This is a genomic window from Sulfitobacter sp. M368 (genome assembly GCF_025141875.1).
Taxonomy (GTDB): domain Bacteria; phylum Pseudomonadota; class Alphaproteobacteria; order Rhodobacterales; family Rhodobacteraceae; genus Sulfitobacter; species Sulfitobacter mediterraneus_A.
The window spans coordinates 941350-958283 of record NZ_CP081113.1 but is presented as its reverse complement, the minus strand read 5'-3'; the positions used below and the strand labels follow the sequence as shown (position 1 = coordinate 958283).

Here is a 16934-nt window from a genome sequence, read left to right as displayed (position 1 = left end):
TCTTTTCCCTCCCTGCCTGCCGTGACAGTCTGCGCTGGCACATCAAGGAGTATCCCATGCCCATCACCACCTGTGTCTTTGATGCTTATGGCACGTTGTTCGATGTCGCCGCCGCAGCACGCCAAGCTGCAGCAGAACCGGATTTCGCCGCGATCAAGGACGATTGGCCGCAGATTGCCGAACATTGGCGGCTCAAGCAGCTGCAGTATTCATGGCTGCGGGCCGTGGCGGATGCCCATACGGATTTTTGGGAAGTCACCCAGAACGGCCTTGATTGGGCGCTTGAGAAAACCGGCCATGCGGGGGATGCGCCGCTGCGCGAACGGCTCTTGGCGCTCTATTGGGAGTTGCAGGCCTACCCGGAGGTGCCCAAGATGCTGGCCGCGCTCAAGGCGGCGGGTTTGAACACCGCGATTTTGTCAAACGGGTCGCCCGATATGCTGCAAGGAGCCGTAGCCAGTGCCGGGATTGGTGATGTTCTCGACAGCTGCCTGTCGGTGCAAAGTGTCGGTATCTTCAAACCCGACGCGCGGGTCTATGATCTGGTCGGACAGCAATTTGGCTGCGCCAAGGACGAAGTTCTTTTTGTATCATCAAACGGTTGGGATGCGGGTGCTGCCACTGGCTACGGGTTTACCACCGCGTGGGTGAACCGCGGTGGTGATCCGGTTGACCGCCTGCCATGGACACCCAAACATGTCATGTCCGACCTGACGGGCATTCCCGAACTGGCGGGCGCATGATGGCCAAATTCACAACTTCTGACGGCCTGTCCCTGCTTTACACAGATGAGGGGACTGGCCTGCCGATCCTTTGCCTTGCCGGTCTGACCCGCACCGGCGCCGACTTTGATTACGTGATGCCGCATCTGTCTGGCCATCGGGTGATCCGGCTGGATTATCGCGGGCGCGGCGGATCGGATTTTGATCCCGATTGGCAGAACTACAACCTCAACGTGGAATGCCGCGATGTCGTTGAGCTTTTGAACCATCTTGAGCTGGACAAGGTCGCCGTGCTTGGCACATCGCGTGGGGGTCTGAATGCGATGGTTTTGGCCGCCGTAGCCAAAGACCGCCTGCTGGGGGTCGCGCTCAATGATGTGGGGCCAGTGCTGGATCCAAAGGGGCTTGAGCTGATCATGGGCTATATCGGCCGAAACCCCTCGGCCAAAACCCACGCCGAGGCGGCTGCGACCATGGCCGCACTTTTTGTCGATTTTAGCAATGTTCCGGACAGCCGCTGGCTGGAAGAGGCGCAAAAGCACTACACCCAAACCGAAAGCGGGCTGAAGATCACCTATGATCCCGCGCTACGAAAAGCCGTAGAAGCCGCGGCGCAGGCCGATCCAGTGGACCTTTGGCCACTGTTTGATGCGCTGGCCGACCTGCCCATCGCGGCCATCCGCGGGGCCAATTCAAACTTGCTGAACGTCGAGACATTGAACGAGATGCAGCGCCGCCGCCCCGATATGATTGCCGCCACTGTGCCGGATCGGGGACATGTCCCGTTTTTGGATGAACCAGAGGCCGTCGACGCCCTGAACGATTGGTTAGGAATGCTCAAATGAACATCGAAATGATCCGCGCCGCAGCCGCACGCCTCAAGGGTCACGCCCGCGAAACGCCTTTGCTGAATGCGCCGCTGCTGGATGAACTGGCGGGCCGCCGGGTCTGGGTGAAACCGGAATGCCTGCAACACACCGGCAGTTTCAAGTTTCGCGGTGCATGGTCGGCCCTTTCTGCCCTCGCGCCGGACGTGCGGGCCAAAGGGGTCATTGCTTTTTCAAGCGGCAACCACGCACAAGGGGTGGCTTTGGCGGCGAAGATGCACGGCGCACCTGCCGTGATCATCATGCCCTCGGACAGCCCGGTCCTGAAGATCGAGAACACACGCGCTTATGGGGCCGAAGTGGTGCTGTATGATCGGGCTGGCGAAAGCCGCGAGGAGATTGGTGACAAGCTGGCCCAGGATCGTGGGCTGACCTTGATCAAACCCTATGATGAACCGCAAGTGATCGCCGGACAAGGCACCACGGGACTTGAGATTGCCCGCCAAGCGGCAGAGCAAGGCATTGAAAAAGCAGACGTTATTGTCTGTTGCGGCGGCGGTGGGTTGACCTCCGGCATCGCGCTGGCGCTTGAGGCGGAGGCGCCGGGCCTGCGCGTGCGCCCGGCAGAGCCGGAAGGCTTTGACGATGTGGCGCGGTCCTTGCAATCGGGCCGGATCGAACGCAACGCCCGCACCTCGGGCAATATCTGCGATGCGATCATCACCCCGCAACCGGGCGAGATCACCTTTCCCATCATGCAGCGGCTCGCTGGCCCCGGATTGGTCGTGTCCGAAAATGAAGCGTTGCAAGCGATGGCCCATGCCTTCAATCGCCTCAAACTGGTGGCCGAACCAGGGGGCGCAGCGGCATTGGCAGCGGCCCTTTTCCGGCGCGATGAGATAGAGGGCGACGACGTGATCGTCACAATCTCGGGCGGCAATGTGGATGCGGCGATGTTCATCCGTGCCTTGGAAACGCTGGCATGACCCAATTTTCCATCGCCAGTTTCAACGTCAAAAACCTGATCGGTCCCGATCAGGAATATTACAAATTCCAGTCCTACACACCGGAGGAATACGCCTGGAAAGAAGACTGGCTGGCCGATCAGATCGTATCACTGAACGCCGATATCATTGGCTTTCAAGAGATTTTCGACGAGCAAAGCCTGCGTGCCACCATCGCCCGCGCAGATCGTTACGGTCAGGACAGTAACGACGCCTCTGTGCCCGGCGAAGACAAAAGGTACCGCCACCGCGCGATCTTTGACAGGCTTGCGTTTCGTGATTACAGCAACGCCGCGCTGGCTTTTGCGCCCAACGTACATGATGGCGCGCCCGGCCAGCGCCGTCCCGGCGTGGCGATCCTGTCGAGGCTTGGCTTTGCCGAAGACCCGCAAATCATTCAAGTTCTCGATACGCCGCTGGAAATCCCTTTTCAGACCTTTGGCGGGACCGAGGGCGGGCATTTTACCGTTCAAAAACTCAGCCGCCCCATCCTCAAGGTGCGGGTGCCGGTGGGCGATCAGGTCGTCACTGTGTTCAATTGCCACCTGAAATCAAAACTTGGGGAATTTATCCGTGCAGAGGGGGCAGAATATCCCGCAGAGGCCGATCTGACCCAATATGATCCGGTGGGCCGTGCCTTGGGCGCGGCACGGTCGGCGATGCGGCGCATGGCCGAAGCATGGGTGCTGCGCGGCGCTATTGTCGGGGAACTGCGACAGGGCCGCCCCGTGATGGTGCTGGGGGATTTTAACGACAACGAACATGCGGTCAGCACCGAGATCATCATGGGCGAACAGCCCTTCAAGAACTACGCTTGGATGCTGCGCCATGATGCGGAGCATCGCGGCGACCGCTATTCAGAGGCCGAAAGCGCGCAGATCACCGAAAGCATCGAGGCCGTGCGCCTGCATTCCGCGGAAAAGATGTTTGTGCGTAAATCCCTGCGCGACATGGTCTATACCTCGGCCTTTGGCGGCGTCTATGAGAGCATCGACCAGATTATGATGTCACGGCATTTCTTGCCCGATTGGAAAGGCCATATCGGCGAAATGTCCTATTTCACAGTGTTGAATGACCATTTGACGGATGGAAGCCACCCCGAAGCGCCCTATAACAAGCTGGCCTCGGATCACGGACAGATCATGGCGACCATTCAATTGCGGGAGGGCAAATGATGAGGATGTTTGATACCGGCGATGTGCGTCTGCACTACCGCGTTGATGGACCGGATGATGGGCTGCCCGTGGTTTTCGCCAATTCACTGGGCACGGATATGCGCCTGTGGGATCCCATCCTGCCGATGCTGCCCAAGGGGCTGCGGATCATCCGGTTTGACAAACGCGGTCATGGGCTGTCCTCCTGTCCGCCCGGCAATTACTCGATGGGCAGCTTGGTCACCGACACCGAAAGGCTGCTGGATCATCTGGGGGTAAAGGAATGCGTTTTTGTGGGCCTTTCGATTGGCGGAATGATTGCGCAAGGGCTGGCGGTCAAACGGCTGGACCTGATCCGCGCCGTGGTCCTGTCCAACACCGCAGCCAAAATTGGGAATGCCGAAATGTGGGCCGAACGCATTGGCGCGGTACAAAAGGGCGGCATAGAGGCTCTTGCTGATGCGGTTATGGAACGTTGGTTCGCTGCCCAGTTCCGCGCCACGCCAGAGCTGGAACTGTGGCGCAATATGTTGGCCCGGCAGGTGGACCACGGATATATCGCTTGCGCCGCTGCGATCTCTGGCACAGATTTTTACACGCCGACGTCTGGTCTGCGCCTGCCCGCTCTGGGCATCGCCGGGTCCGAAGATGGAGCAACACCGCCCGATCTGGTGCGCGAAACCATTGACCTCATCCCCGGCTCCAGGTTCCATTTGATCCGCAAGGCGGGCCATCTGCCCTGTGCCGAACAGCCCGAAGAATACGCGCAGGTTTTGACCGATTTCCTCAAAGGTGTCGGTCATGTCTGACCGTTACGACAAAGGCATGGAGGTGCGCCGCTCGGTCTTGGGCGACGCCCATGTGGACCGCGCCGAGGCCGCGAAAACCGATGCCGATGCGCCCTTTCAGACCCTGATCACCGAGGGCGCATGGGGCAATGTCTGGGCATCAGACGCGATCTCGCGGCGCGAACGGTCGATGCTGACGCTGGCCTTGCTCGCCGCGATGGGCAACTTTGACGAGATTCCCATGCACATCCGTGCCTGCGCCCGCACAGGGGCAAGCCAAGGCGATATTATCGAAGCGTTTCAGCATGTTGCGATCTATTGCGGGGTGCCAAAGGCGAACCACGCGATCAAATTGGCCAAGCAAACCTGGGCCGAAATGGAATTGGAAGACTAAAACATGGCCGCATCGGTTTTTGACAGCCCGCTGTTCGCGCAGCTTTTTCCGACAGGCGACACAGGGCGGCTGTTCTCGGACAGCGCCGCCATTCGCGCCATGCTGCTGACCGAAGGGGCGCTGGCCAAGGTGCAGGGCGATCTGGGTGTGATCCCGCAAATCAGCGGCGCGGCAATCCATCGGGCCGCGATGGAAATTCAGGTAGACCCCGGCGCAATTGCCAAGGCCACCGGCGCAAACGGGGTCAGTGTTCCGGGGCTGGTCGCGGCATTCCGCGATGAGATGCAAGCCCCCGAACACGCGCAATACGTGCATTGGGGTGCGACCTCGCAAGACATTATCGACACTGCGTTGATGCTGCGCTTGCGGCAGGCTTTGGCATTGGCCGAGGCGGACCTGCGCGAGATTTTGAAGGCGTTGGGCAAGGCAGCGGAAGAACATGCCAGCCTGCCGATGCCCGCCCGCACCTACGGCCAACATGCCACCCCGACCACCTGGGGCGCTGTTCTGGCGCATTGGGGGAAGCCGCTGCTGGATGCGCTGAGCGAGTTGGAAGATCTGCGAAAATCATCGCTTTGGGTATCGCTCTCCGGTGCGTCTGGCACGGCCTCTGCGCTGGGTGACAAAGCCTCTGAGACTCGCGCGGGTTTGGCCAAAGCCTTGGGGTTGAACGACCCTAAGCGATCCTGGCACACGGACCGCACCCCTTTGTTGCGGATCGCGGATTGGCAGGGGCGCGTGATGGCGGCGCTTGCGCATATCGGCCAATCGCTGATCGGGCTGACCGGCAGCGATGTTCAGGAGATCAGCCTCGGCGCGGCTGGTGCCTCCTCCACCATGCCGCAAAAACAAAACCCTGTGGGACCGTCTGCGATCCTTGCCCTGTCGCATCAGTTCACCGGCCAGCGGGCCACCCTGCAAGCCGCCGCCGCCCATCAACATCAACGCGACGGGGGGGCGTGGTTTGCCGAATGGATGGCCCTGCCGCCCCTCTGCCTGTCTCTGGCCTCGGCATTGGACCATACCAAGCGGCTCGCCAGCGGGATTGCGCCGCGCCCTGTGCAGATGCACGCCAATCTGGAAGCGTCATTGGGCCTGATCCACGCCGAAGCGCTCAGCTTTGCATTGGCCGATCTGATGCCGCGCCCCGAGGCGCAGGCCAAAGCCAAAGCCCTGTGCCTTGAGGCCATGGAAAAGCAAATACCGCTCAAGGATCTCGCAAAGGCGGCCTATCCTGATCTTGCAGAGAACACCTTTGATCCTTTATCCGGCAGCGGCCAAGCCGCCGCAGACGCAGCAGCATTTGCCAGCCGCACAAAGGATCTCTGAGCGCATGAACCCTGCCGTTCTGTTCATCATGGCCACGGTGATGATTGATGCCATGGGCATTGGTCTGATGATGCCGGTGATGCCCGATCTGATCCGCGAAGTGCGCGGGCTTGCCCTCAGTGACGCCGCGCTTTGGGGCGGGGTCATGGCCACCAGCTTTGCCGTGATGCAATTCCTGTTCGGCCCGACATTGGGCGGCTTGTCGGACCGCTATGGCCGCCGGCCTGTCTTGTTGACTTCTCTGGTCGTGATGGCGATCGACTATGTGGTGATGGCGCTGGCAGGAAGCATATGGCTGCTGCTGATCGGACGGATCGTCGGCGGGATCACGGCGGCAACCCATGCAACGGCCACGGCCTATATGGCTGACATTTCCGCCCCCGAGGACCGGACCAAGAACTTTGGCCTGATCGGGGCCGGGTTTGGCATCGGCTTTGTTCTGGGGCCATTGATTGGCGGTTTGCTGGCCGAATATGGCACCCGCGCGCCGTTCTGGGCCGCGGCGGCGCTGGCCAGTGCCAATGTGGTTTTGGGCTGGTTTGTTTTGAAAGAGACCGTCACAGATTCCACGCGCCGCCCGTTTGAATGGTTGCGGGCCAATCCCTTCGGCGCATTGCGGCAACTGCGCAAGCTGCCCGGTGTTCTGCCCTTGGTGGCGGTTTATTTTCTCTATCACGTGGCCTTTGCGGTCTATCCTTCGGTCTGGTCCTACTTCGGGCAGGAACGGTTTGAATGGTCCGCCTCAGTGATCGGGCTTTCACTGGCGCTGTTTGGAGTGGCGATGGCGCTGGTGCAGGGCGGCGCAATCCGGTTGACGCTCAAATGGTTTGGCGAACGCGGCACGGTGAACTTTGGCTTTATTTTTGCCATCGCAAGCTATGGCGCAATTGGGGTGATCACCTCGGGCACGCTTGCCCTGATCCTCACCCCGATTGCGGCCATCGGCGGGGTCATCCCACCGGCGCTTCAAGGTGTTATGTCGCGGCGCGTCGATGCCAACGCCCAAGGCGAATTGCAAGGCGCACTCACCTCGACCACGGCGCTGGCCATGATCCTGTCACCCTTGGCGATGACCGCCAGTTTTTCGGAGTTTACCAAAGACGGAACCACCTTCTATCTGCCGGGCGCACCATTTCTTTTGGCCATGGCCCTCAGCATCGTTGCACTGGCGATCTTTGTTTTTTCACCCCGTAAAACAACGTGACGTAATCGGACAAAACAAGGGTCGTATCTTCGCTTGCGCCGCATGGCTTTTCTCGCCACCCTGACCGGTGACCCGCGAGGAAAGGAAAGCCCGTGACCCCGATCAAAGCCGCCGTCGCCCATGAGTTTGGTGCACCCCTGACAATCGAAGAGGTGCAACTGCGCGCGCCGGGCGGCAGTGAGGTGGAAGTCACCCTTGATGCCGTCGCGATCTGCCATTCGGACATTTCCTTTGCCGAAGGGGCATGGGGCGGATCCCTGCCCGCCGTTTATGGCCATGAAGCCGCCGGACGGGTAACAGCCGCCGGCCCCACGGTGCGCGGCCTGTCAGTGGGAGACAGTGTTGTCGTGACCCTGATCCGCGCCTGCGGCACCTGCCCCAGCTGTTCGGGCGGCAAACCGACCATCTGCGAGACGCCCTATGACGGCGATCACGGCCCCTTAAAAACCGCCGATGGAGGCAAGCTGCATCAGGCGATGGCCTCGGGTGCCTTTGCCGAAAAGGTCGTAGTAGAGCAGTCGCAGGTGGTGAAGATCAGCCCAGACATCCCCAAAGACGCCGCCAGCCTGATCGCTTGCGGCGTGATCACCGGCGTGGGCGCGGTGGTCAATGCTGCCGGTGTGCGGGCTGGTCAGGATGTCGTGGTGATCGGCGCAGGCGGTGTCGGTCTCAACGCCATCCAAGGCGCACGAATCGCAGGTGCGCGGCGCATTGTTGCTGTGGACATGAGCGAAGAGAAGCTGGAGATCGCCAAAGAGTTTGGCGCAACCGATGGCGTCTTGGCCACCGACCCCAAGCCGTGGCGGGCCGCGCAAAAGGCGATGGGCCGCGGCGCCGATGCTGTGATTGTCACCGTTGGGGCCATCCCGGCCTATGACAGTGCCCCGCGCTATCTGGCGGGCGGCGGCAAGGTGATCATGGTCGGCATGCCGCATTCCGGTCAGGTCTCGACCTATGAGCCGGTGATGCTGGCTGCTGTGGGTCAGGGCATGGTCGGCTCCAAAATGGGCGACGTGGTGATCCAGCGGGACATCCCGTGGATGGTGGACCTGTATCTGCAAGGGCGGCTTAAACTGGACGAGTTGATTTCGGGGCGCTGGACCCTGGACCAGATCAATGACGCCATTGCCGACACCAAGACCGGCGCGGCGCGGCGCAATGTGATCATGTTCGACCGTTGAAGCCGATTTTCGCAGATCCCCATTGGATCTGCGGCCGGATTGAGGGGGCGTTCCTCCCCCTCAAACTCCCCCTCCGAGTATTTTTGGCCAAAAAGGGAGGGGCACGGGCCCTTTGAAAGGACTGTAAGATGAAGCTGCAAGATCTTGACGTGATTGTCACATCGCCGCCTGCACCCGGATGGGGCGGGCGTTATTGGATTTTGGTAAAAGTGACCACGGATACCGGGATCACCGGTTGGGGTGAATGTTACGCCAGTTCCATCGGTCCCAAAGCAATGGTCGCGGTGATTGAGGATGTGTTTGAGCGGCATATGCAAGGCGAGAACCCAGAAAACATCGAATTGATGTTCCGCCGCGCCTATTCGTCCGGTTTTACCCAGCGGCCTGATCTGACTGTGATTGGCGCGTTCTCGGGGCTTGAGATCGCCTGTTGGGATATTCTGGGCAAAGACCGCGACCGCCCGGTTTATGCGCTTTTGGGCGGGCGGATGAATGCGCGGGTGCGGGCCTATACCTATCTTTATCCGATGGCGCATCATGATGTGTCGGCGTTCTGGACCTCGCCAGAGATGGCCGCCGAAGCCGCGGCAGATTGTGTTGCGCGGGGTTTTACAGCCGTGAAATTTGATCCGGCTGGCCCCTACACCCTGCGCGGCGGTCACATGCCCGCGATGAGTGACATTGCGCAATCTGTCGCCTTTTGCAAAGCCATCCGCGACGCGGTGGGCGACAAGGCGGATTTGCTGTTCGGCACTCATGGTCAGTTCACCACAGCAGGCGCGATCCGGCTGGGTCAGGCATTGGAGCCTTATAGCCCACTGTGGTTTGAAGAGCCGATCCCGCCGGATGCGGTAGAACAGATGGCGCAGGTAGCCCGGTCTGTTCGTATCCCCATCGCCACAGGAGAGCGGTTGACCACCAAGGCCGAGTTCGCGCCGGTTCTGCGATCTGGTGCGGCGTCAATCCTGCAACCTGCGCTTGGCCGGTCTGGCGGTGTTTGGGAAACCAAGAAGATCGCCGCAATGGCAGAGGTCTATAACGCCCAGATGGCACCGCATCTTTATGCCGGGCCGGTGGAATGGGCGGCCAATATCCATCTTGCCGTGTCCATCCCCAACATCCTGATGGCAGAAACCATCGAGACGCCGTTCCATGACCAGTTGATCAAGGGATCGATCCGGGTCGAGGAGGGGTTCATCCCTGCCCCAACCGCCCCCGGTCTTGGCATCGAAGTGGACGAGGAACTGGCGCGGGCCAATCCCTACCGCGGCAACGACCTGCATTTGCAAATGCAGGAAGCGCCCTGTGATTATGTCAATGGCAACGCTTTTGAGGGCGGTGCGCCTTCCCACAAGGACTAGTCTGGGCTGCTTTTCACAAGGCGGTGCGCCGCCACCACGATCCCCTCACGAGAGGGCATGGTCACGCCGTAAGCCGGACCGGTTGCGATAAAGCTGTCCTCGGCGACGATGCGGGCGGTCTGATGTTTGCCCGCCTCCAGCATCAGCGCCATCAGTGCCTCGGCCTGACCGCCGGTGCGGCGGCATTCGTCAACGATCAGCACGGGCCGGTCGCCGATTGCATCAAGCAGGGCCTGTTCTGGCAGAGGCGCAAGCCAGCGCAGGTCGATCACCCGCGCATTGATGCCGCTGGCCGCCAGATCATGCTGCGCCTGGCGGCTGAGGTAGTGACCATTGCCATAGGTCACAATCGCCAGATCCCCACCCTCGCCATGCACGCCAACAGTGTCCAGTCCGATCCGCTGATCCGGCGCGGGATAGCTCCGCATCCACCCCCCGTCGCCTTCCTCAAGCAGATCGCGCATCGGGTAAAGCGCGATGGGTTCTACAAAAATCACCACCCGCTGTTCCTCACGCGCGAGGCGATGCGCCTCACGCAGCATCATCGCGGCCTCATCGCCGCTGGAGGGGCAGGCAATGATCAACCCCGGAATGTCGCGCAGCACCGCCAGCGAATTGTCATTGTGGAAATGCCCGCCAAAGCCCTTTTGATAGCCCAGCGCCGAAATGCGGACGACCATCGGGTTGGCCCATTGCCCGTTTGAGAAAAACGGCAGGGTCGCCGCCTCGCCGCGCAGCTGGTCCTCGGCATTGTGCAGATAGGCCAGAAACTGGATCTCGGGCATCGGGATAAACCCGTTGTGGGCCAAACCGATGGCGAGCCCCAGAATACTTTGTTCATCCAGCAATGTATCAATCACCCGCGCCGGGCCAAACCGGGCATGCAGCTTTTGCGTGACCCCGTAGTTGCCGCCTTTGCGCCCGACGTCCTCCCCCATCAGCAGGGTCTCGTCATGGGTCAACATAAGATCATGTATGGCCCAGTTGATCAGTCGTGACATGGGTTGCGGTTGATCCATCTGCGCCAGATCGCTGCCAAATACCTCAGCGCGGCGGTCGGCAGAGGGGCCATTGCTGGGCGCACAGGCACGGGTGGGCGGGATCAGACTTTTCATCACCTCTGCTGCGTTTTTCAAACGCGGGACCTTAGCCATCTCCTGCGCGGCCTCGGCGACATCGGCCAGTGTGCCCTGATATATGCCAAGCACTTCCTCTGCTGTGGCTGCCCCCGCGGCTATCAAACCCCGCGCGGAATACAGCAGCGGATCATGAGCTTCATCCGCCTCGACCTCGGCCTTTGGCAAATAAGACGTCACAACATCCGGACCTGCATGGCCATACAGCCGCACCGTGCGCAAATGCAGAAACGCCGGTTTGCGGTGTATGCGGACCCATTCGGCAGCCTCCCGCGCGGCGGCAAAAGCCGCGTACATATCAAGACCATCCGCCTCGAAGTACTTCAAACCTGGCCGCATCGACATGGAGGATTTGACCCAACCTGTCGGCGTCTTGGTCGAAATCCCGATGCCGTTGTCCTCGCAGACAAACAGCAAGGGCAAAGGCACTGCCTGAACCGCCGTCCAGCAGGCCGCATTGATCGCCCCTTGCGCGGTGGAATGATTGAGCGAGGCATCACCAAAACTGCACATCACGATCCCGTCACGGGGCAGGACCGCGTGTTCGGGCCGTTTGCGCCGGGCAAGACCGATGCTATGCGCGGCCCCTACCGCCTTGGGCAGATGGCTGGCGATCGTGGAGGTTTGCGGGGGGATCATCAAAGGACGCGATCCCAAAACCTTGTGCCGCCCGCCACTGGTTGGATCTTCCGCCGCGCAAGCGAAGCTCAGTAACATATCCCGCATGATACCCTCGTGACCGGCCTTGCCGGCACGGGCGATCTGAAACGCCGCATCGCGGTAATGCAGGAATGCCATATCGTTCACGCGCAGCGCATGGCCCACCGCCGCCATTCCCTCATGACCGGATGATCCGATGGTATAGAACCCCTGCCCCTGCTTTTGCATCACGCGGCTTTGCAAATCCAGGGCGCGACTCAAAACCTGCGCCCGGAACACCGCCAAAGCTTCGGCCGGCGCAAGCGTTTCAACAGGGCTGTTCCCAACGGGAAAATCCTGCGCAGGCACCCGGCGCAGGAAGTTTTCATGCACAATACTGACGCGGTCCATCTGGGTCCTATGTTCTTGGTGCCGCCTGCCGGACCGTCATCCAACACAGCAGCGGATCAAAGGAAAAGCCAATCAAAGAAACGTCTCTTCCCTTTTTGGCCTCAAATACTCGGAGGGGGAGTTTGAGGGGGAGGAACGCCCCCTCAAACCCGTCTTTAGAAAAACGCCTGAAGGCCGGTTTGCGCACGCCCCAGGATCAGCGCATGCACATCATGGGTGCCCTCATAGGTGTTCACTGTCTCCAGGTTCATCATGTGGCGGATCACTTGGAACTCACCGGAAATCCCGTTGCCACCATGCATGTCACGGGCATGCCGCGCCACTTCCAGCGCCTTGCCACAATTGTTGCGCTTGACGATCGAGATCATCTCGGGCGCGGCATTGGCCGCATCCATCAAACGCCCCACCTGAAGCGAGCCTTGCAGGCCGAGGGAAATTTCGGTCATCATATCCGCCAGCTTTTTCTGGAAAAGCTGGGTCTGTGCCAAGGGCTTGCCAAACTGTTTGCGGTCCAGACCATATTGGCGCGCCGCGTGCCAGCAGAACTCGGCTGCGCCCATCGCGCCCCAGCTGATGCCGTAGCGTGCGCGGTTCAGACAGCCGAACGGCCCTTTGAGACCCTGCACATGTGGCAGCAATGCATCCTCGCCCACTTCAACATTGTCCATCACGATCTCGCCGGTGATCGACGCCCGCAGCGACAGCTTGTTGCCAATCTTGGGGGCAGACAGCCCCTTCATGCCTTTTTCCAGTACGAAACCGCGGATCTTGCCGCCATGCTCTTCGGACTTGGCCCAAACCACAAAGACATCGGCAATCGGCGCGTTTGAGATCCACATCTTTGATCCGGTCAGCTTGTACCCCGTTGCGGTTTTCACGGCGCGGGTTTTCATGCCTGCCGGGTCAGACCCCGCATCCGGCTCCGTCAGACCAAAACAGCCGATCCATTCACCGCTGCACAGCTTTGGCAGGTATTTCTTGCGCTGCTCTTCCGAGCCGTAGGCGTAAATCGGATACATCACCAGACTGGCCTGAACCGACATCATCGACCGGTATCCGCTGTCCACACGCTCCACCTCACGTGCCACCAGCCCATAAGACACATAGCCGCCGCCCAGCCCACCGTATTCCTCGGGTATGGTCACACCCAAAAGGCCCATGTCGCCCATTTCCTTGAAGATGGACGGGTCGGTCTCTTCGTTGGCAAAGGCGTCAATGACCCTTGGTTGCAGCTTTTCCTGCGCATAGGCGCGGGCGCTGTCTTGGATCATGCGTTCATCTTCGGTCAGTTGATCAGTCAGGCGGAACGGGTCCGCCCAGTCAAATGTGCCCAGATCGGGGGCATCCTTGGCACGCAGTGCAGGCGCATCAGCGGTCATATCTAGTCCTTTCAAAGGTCGGCGATTTAGCGGCAGTATTGCAAAACCGTGCCGCAAACACTATCGCTGCTTTGTTCTGCATTCATGAGAAAAAGTCATATGATCGCCCCGCGCCGGTTTTTGCCCTCGATCTCTGCCCTGCTCGCCTTCGAGGCCGTGGCCCGGCTTGGCAGCGCCACGCGGGCCGCGCATGAATTGTCGCTGACCCAAAGCGCGATCAGCAGGCAGCTCAAGACCCTGGAAGACCAGCTTGGCGTGCCGCTGCTCGCGCGTCAGGGGCGGCAATTGACCCTGACCGAGGCAGGTCATTCCTATGTTGGAGAGGTCCGCGCGATCCTGAACCGGCTCGCGCAGGCCTCTGTCTCGGTGCGCACCAATCCTGTCGGCGGCTCGCTGAACCTTGCCATTCTGCCGGCTTTTGGCATGCATTGGCTGGCCCCGCGCCTGCGCGGTTTTGCCCGCAGTCATCCCGAAGTGACCGTCAACCTCAGCACACGCCTGCAACCTTTTGCCATTCAAGACAGCGCTTTTGACGCAGCGATCCATTTCGGGTTCGAGGATTGGCCTGGCGTGAACTACCTGCCCTTGATGCCCGAAACCGTGGTTCCGGTTTGCGCCCCCGACCTGCTTGAGGCGCCCCTGACCGATCCACAAGATATCCTCAACCATCCCCTTTTGCATCTGGAAACCCGGCCGCGCGGCTGGGCCCGATGGCTGGCCGCATTGAAGGTTGAGGGCGATCCGCCCACGGGTATGATGTTCGATCAGTTTTCCACCATGGCCCAGGCGGCCATTCATGGGCTTGGCGTTGCCCTGCTGCCAACGTTTTTTGCAGAGCCTTATCTGCGCGACGGCCAATTGCAGCTTGCCTCGCGCGAGACCACCCAGAGCATCGGCAGTTACTATCTGGTCTGGCCGCTTGACCGGCCGGAGGGCGCCGCGCTCTCCTCGTTTCGGGACTGGCTGTCGGAACAGGCAAAACTGCCCCTGCGCGACTGAGGTTTGCAAAGTTTACGCCAAAATTTTGCCCCATTTGATCGATATAGACAATTCACATGAACGGTGGGGGCCGTTGAAAGGAGCACTTCGATGCTTAACTCATTTCGCATGAGCACATTTGCTCTTGCCGCCGCAGCTGCTTGCATCGCAAGCCCTGCTGTATCGGCAGAGCACACCGTGTTGATCGAGGACGGCGGGTACTTCCCGACCATCACCTATGCGATGCAGGGTGATACAATCGTTTTCGTCAACGACAGCAACGCCACACAAACAGTGTCCGGTCCAAATGACAGCTGGACCTCAGGTTCGATCCCGGTCGATGGCAGCTTTGCACTGGCGTTGATGGAAGACACACCGCTGACCTTCAATGGCGGCGTTGACCTTGAAGGCCTTGATATCGAAGGACAAATTTCCTACGATCCGGCGCCGCTCGACGAATAATCAAATTCTCAGGCCGCAGCCAGACTGCGGCTTTTGACGGCGCTAGATGGGCTCGATCAATTCGGGCCCGGATGCCCGGTTTGAATTTACCGCACGGTCCACCCTGTGCCACTGCAAAAGGTCATCTTTTGCAGGCTGCATGAGTGTGGCCGCCCCTTTGCCTTGTTCGCCCAACCACAAGGGCCAATCGTCTTCGTCGAGGATCACCGGCATTCTGTGATGGATCTCCTGCATGGGCGTATTGGCTCCGGTGGTCACTATTGCACAAGTGGGAATCACATCCCCGTCGGGCGTTTTCCAGTTTTGCCAAACCGCCGCAAAGGCCAGCGGTGAAGTGTCGCGACGGGTGATATACCAAGGGTCGCGCCCCCCTTCGGCATCCTTGGTCCATTCATAGAACCCGCTACAGATGATCAACCCGCGCCGTTCCCGCGCCGCTGTGCGAAAGGCGGGTTTTTCGGCGATGGTTTCGGCCCGTGCGTTGATCAACAAGGGACCGCCTGCCGGTTTTTTGTACCACACCGGAATGAACCCCCAGCGCATCGCGCCCAGCCGTCTGTGACCTTCCGCATCCGAAGTCACAATATGCACATCCGTGGTCGGGCAGACGTTGTAGTTCGGCACGCTTGGCAAGGCATTGGCGGGCGCCGCGGCAAAAATCTGCGCCATCGCATCATGCGGCAATGTCACTGCCATCCGTCCGCACATAATCTTGCCCTCCCCGCCAACAATCACAGTTTAGCCAGGTGGCGAAGAACTGACTAGGGCGACGGACCATCCCTGACCCGCAGCCCATTGCCTTGGTCGGAAGCTTATTGGAACTGCGCCACGGTCGCCTTGAGGATCATGGCATGGTCCTGCGCCCGTGCGGCCCCACCATCGCGGCAGATGATCTCATCGCCCGGCTCTTCGGTTTGCAGGATCTCGAAACCGGCCGGCTTGCAGATGCCCATGAAATCAAAATGCGACAAGGTTGCCGGCTCAAGATATGTGACCTCTTCCGCAGGCAGCAAAGCGGACAGCGCCCGCGATTCCGTATCGAGGTTCATTCCCGCGATGTCCACCGGCGCGCCCATCACCAGCATTGGCCGTTCAATCGCGGCAAGGCTCTGGGCCGAAAAGGTTTGCGTGCCGCCAAGATCATACACCGCAAAGGCCTTGATCCGTGGATCGGACAAATCCTGTGCCATCTGGATGCGATCATCGTCTGATCGCGCCACCTTCCAATTGGCCAAGGCTTTGCACCCGATATCAGCCGCATCACTTGCACAGAACGCATCAAATGCCGCCGGATCAAACCGCCCGCCTGCCAAGGCCACGGCAGTGAACCCGCCCAAGGAATGTCCCGCCATATAGATCCGGTCCGGGTCAATATGGGCAGAGAGCGCGGGATCAGACAACGCGTGATCTATCACGCGGCTTATGTCGCGAGGCCGGTCCCACAGCGCCCGCGCATGATCTTCGTCACGAAGCCAGGTCGATGTGCCCGGGTGGCTGATCGCGGCCACAATGTATCCCTCACCCACCAGCGCATCCGCAAGCCAGGTTTGGTTCATGGCATTGCCATACATACCGTGGGACAGCACGACAAAGGGATGCTTGCCAGCCTCTGGCGCCGCATCCTTGATGACGTCGATCCCCTCCCAAACGGCATTGGTGTGGACTGTCTCGGCGGTGCCGGTCTGCGCAGTGGGATACCAGAAAAACCCGCTGAGCGGGCGGTCGCTGCGGCTGTCTGAAACGGTCAGCTCAGCCAGTCCGGTGTGATCGGCATCTGCATGGGCAACCCCCGCAAAGAGCGACAATGAGAGGGCGGTGATGTGAAACAGGTTCTTCATGGACGTGATCCTTTTTGGGTGTCGATGCATCCCAAATTGCCAAGCGAACCAAGCAAAACAATGGGTTGAGGGGGGCAAACCTGTCCTCTATCACGATCTAGGACAGGTCTGACGCAATCGAGGACAT

Annotated in this window: 16 protein-coding genes; 12 read left to right on the top strand and 4 right to left on the bottom strand. The window is 60.2% G+C overall.

Features of this window, described 5'->3' with window-relative positions:
- Positions 1–56: 56 nt before the first annotated feature.
- From K3754_RS04935 to K3754_RS04890, 10 genes are all read left to right on the top strand, one after another.
- A complete protein-coding gene (locus tag K3754_RS04935; RefSeq protein ID WP_259941538.1) occupies positions 57–743 on the top strand; it encodes a haloacid dehalogenase type II in 687 nt (228 codons plus the stop codon).
- Entirely contained in the window at positions 743–1567 is an 825-nt protein-coding gene (locus K3754_RS04930) for an alpha/beta fold hydrolase (RefSeq protein ID WP_203212197.1), read from the top strand. The genes K3754_RS04935 and K3754_RS04930 overlap by 1 nt, the downstream gene beginning before the upstream one ends.
- Positions 1564–2535, top strand: coding sequence for a threonine/serine dehydratase (locus tag K3754_RS04925; protein WP_259941536.1), 972 nt, complete (start codon positions 1564–1566; stop codon positions 2533–2535). Before K3754_RS04930 ends, K3754_RS04925 begins: the two co-directional genes overlap by 4 nt.
- A complete protein-coding gene (locus tag K3754_RS04920; protein WP_259941533.1) occupies positions 2532–3728 on the top strand; it encodes an endonuclease/exonuclease/phosphatase family protein in 1197 nt (398 codons plus the stop codon). Before K3754_RS04925 ends, K3754_RS04920 begins: the two co-directional genes overlap by 4 nt.
- Entirely contained in the window at positions 3728–4516 is a 789-nt protein-coding gene (gene pcaD / locus K3754_RS04915; RefSeq protein ID WP_259943241.1) for a 3-oxoadipate enol-lactonase, read from the top strand. The genes K3754_RS04920 and pcaD overlap by 1 nt, the downstream gene beginning before the upstream one ends.
- The gene (gene pcaC, locus K3754_RS04910) at positions 4509–4889 is read left to right on the top strand and encodes a 4-carboxymuconolactone decarboxylase (RefSeq protein WP_259941531.1); all 381 of its coding nucleotides are present in this window, start codon (positions 4509–4511) and stop codon (positions 4887–4889) included. Before pcaD ends, pcaC begins: the two co-directional genes overlap by 8 nt.
- 3 nt (positions 4890–4892) lie before the next feature.
- Positions 4893–6218 (top strand): adenylosuccinate lyase family protein, encoded by a 1326-nt coding sequence (locus K3754_RS04905; protein ID WP_259941528.1) that lies wholly within the window; start codon positions 4893–4895, stop codon positions 6216–6218.
- A 4-nt stretch (positions 6219–6222) separates the two neighbouring features.
- A complete protein-coding gene (locus tag K3754_RS04900; protein WP_259941526.1) occupies positions 6223–7422 on the top strand; it encodes a TCR/Tet family MFS transporter in 1200 nt (399 codons plus the stop codon).
- A 92-nt stretch (positions 7423–7514) separates the two neighbouring features.
- Positions 7515–8603: a Zn-dependent alcohol dehydrogenase gene (locus K3754_RS04895; RefSeq protein ID WP_259941524.1), complete on the top strand. Its 1089-nt coding sequence runs from the start codon at positions 7515–7517 to the stop codon at positions 8601–8603.
- A 128-nt stretch (positions 8604–8731) separates the two neighbouring features.
- Entirely contained in the window at positions 8732–9964 is a 1233-nt protein-coding gene (locus K3754_RS04890; protein WP_259941522.1) for a mandelate racemase/muconate lactonizing enzyme family protein, read from the top strand.
- Here the strand turns inward: K3754_RS04890 and K3754_RS04885 are convergent.
- Positions 9961–12150 (bottom strand): thiamine pyrophosphate-dependent enzyme, encoded by a 2190-nt coding sequence (locus tag K3754_RS04885; RefSeq protein ID WP_259941520.1) that lies wholly within the window; start codon positions 12148–12150, stop codon positions 9961–9963. The two genes, K3754_RS04890 and K3754_RS04885, sit on opposite strands and share 4 nt — an antisense overlap.
- A 155-nt stretch (positions 12151–12305) precedes the next feature.
- On the bottom strand, positions 12306–13529 hold the full coding sequence (locus K3754_RS04880; protein WP_203212064.1) for an acyl-CoA dehydrogenase: 1224 nt from the start codon (positions 13527–13529) through the stop codon (positions 12306–12308).
- 84 nt (positions 13530–13613) lie between these two features.
- Here K3754_RS04880 and K3754_RS04875 point away from each other — a divergent pair, with 84 nt between their 5' ends.
- Both K3754_RS04875 and K3754_RS04870 read left to right on the top strand, forming a co-directional pair.
- Positions 13614–14528 carry a LysR substrate-binding domain-containing protein gene (locus K3754_RS04875; protein WP_259941513.1) on the top strand — a complete coding sequence of 305 codons (915 nt, stop codon included), beginning with the start codon at positions 13614–13616 and terminating at the stop codon, positions 14526–14528.
- A 108-nt stretch (positions 14529–14636) separates the two neighbouring features.
- Positions 14637–14969, top strand: coding sequence for a hypothetical protein (locus tag K3754_RS04870; protein ID WP_259941510.1), 333 nt, complete (start codon positions 14637–14639; stop codon positions 14967–14969).
- A gap of 42 nt (positions 14970–15011) precedes the next feature.
- Here K3754_RS04870 and K3754_RS04865 read toward each other — a convergent pair whose 3' ends face one another.
- Both K3754_RS04865 and K3754_RS04860 read right to left on the bottom strand, forming a co-directional pair.
- Positions 15012–15677, bottom strand: a complete 666-nt coding sequence (locus K3754_RS04865; protein WP_259941508.1) for an SOS response-associated peptidase — start codon at positions 15675–15677, stop codon at positions 15012–15014.
- A 104-nt stretch (positions 15678–15781) separates the two neighbouring features.
- Entirely contained in the window at positions 15782–16807 is a 1026-nt protein-coding gene (locus K3754_RS04860) for an alpha/beta fold hydrolase (protein ID WP_259941505.1), read from the bottom strand.
- Between the last annotated feature and the right edge of the window lie 127 nt (positions 16808–16934).

Bases quoted from the DNA above. Each gene is read 5' to 3' on its own strand.
- K3754_RS04935 (WP_259941538.1), top strand. From the start codon at position 57: ATGCCCATCACCACCTGTGTCTTTGATGCTTATGGCACGTTGTTCGAT.
- K3754_RS04930 (WP_203212197.1), top strand. From the start codon at position 743: ATGGCCAAATTCACAACTTCTGACGGCCTGTCCCTGCTTTACACAGAT.
- K3754_RS04925 (WP_259941536.1), top strand. From the start codon at position 1,564: ATGAACATCGAAATGATCCGCGCCGCAGCCGCACGCCTCAAGGGTCAC.
- K3754_RS04920 (WP_259941533.1), top strand. From the start codon at position 2,532: ATGACCCAATTTTCCATCGCCAGTTTCAACGTCAAAAACCTGATCGGT.
- pcaD (WP_259943241.1), top strand. From the start codon at position 3,728: ATGAGGATGTTTGATACCGGCGATGTGCGTCTGCACTACCGCGTTGAT.
- pcaC (WP_259941531.1), top strand. From the start codon at position 4,509: ATGTCTGACCGTTACGACAAAGGCATGGAGGTGCGCCGCTCGGTCTTG.
- K3754_RS04905 (WP_259941528.1), top strand. From the start codon at position 4,893: ATGGCCGCATCGGTTTTTGACAGCCCGCTGTTCGCGCAGCTTTTTCCG.
- K3754_RS04900 (WP_259941526.1), top strand. From the start codon at position 6,223: ATGAACCCTGCCGTTCTGTTCATCATGGCCACGGTGATGATTGATGCC.
- K3754_RS04890 (WP_259941522.1), top strand. From the start codon at position 8,732: ATGAAGCTGCAAGATCTTGACGTGATTGTCACATCGCCGCCTGCACCC.
- K3754_RS04885 (WP_259941520.1), bottom strand. From the start codon at position 12,150: ATGGACCGCGTCAGTATTGTGCATGAAAACTTCCTGCGCCGGGTGCCT.
- K3754_RS04880 (WP_203212064.1), bottom strand. From the start codon at position 13,529: ATGACCGCTGATGCGCCTGCACTGCGTGCCAAGGATGCCCCCGATCTG.
- K3754_RS04875 (WP_259941513.1), top strand. From the start codon at position 13,614: ATGAGAAAAAGTCATATGATCGCCCCGCGCCGGTTTTTGCCCTCGATC.
- K3754_RS04870 (WP_259941510.1), top strand. From the start codon at position 14,637: ATGAGCACATTTGCTCTTGCCGCCGCAGCTGCTTGCATCGCAAGCCCT.
- K3754_RS04865 (WP_259941508.1), bottom strand. From the start codon at position 15,677: ATGTGCGGACGGATGGCAGTGACATTGCCGCATGATGCGATGGCGCAG.
- K3754_RS04860 (WP_259941505.1), bottom strand. From the start codon at position 16,807: ATGAAGAACCTGTTTCACATCACCGCCCTCTCATTGTCGCTCTTTGCG.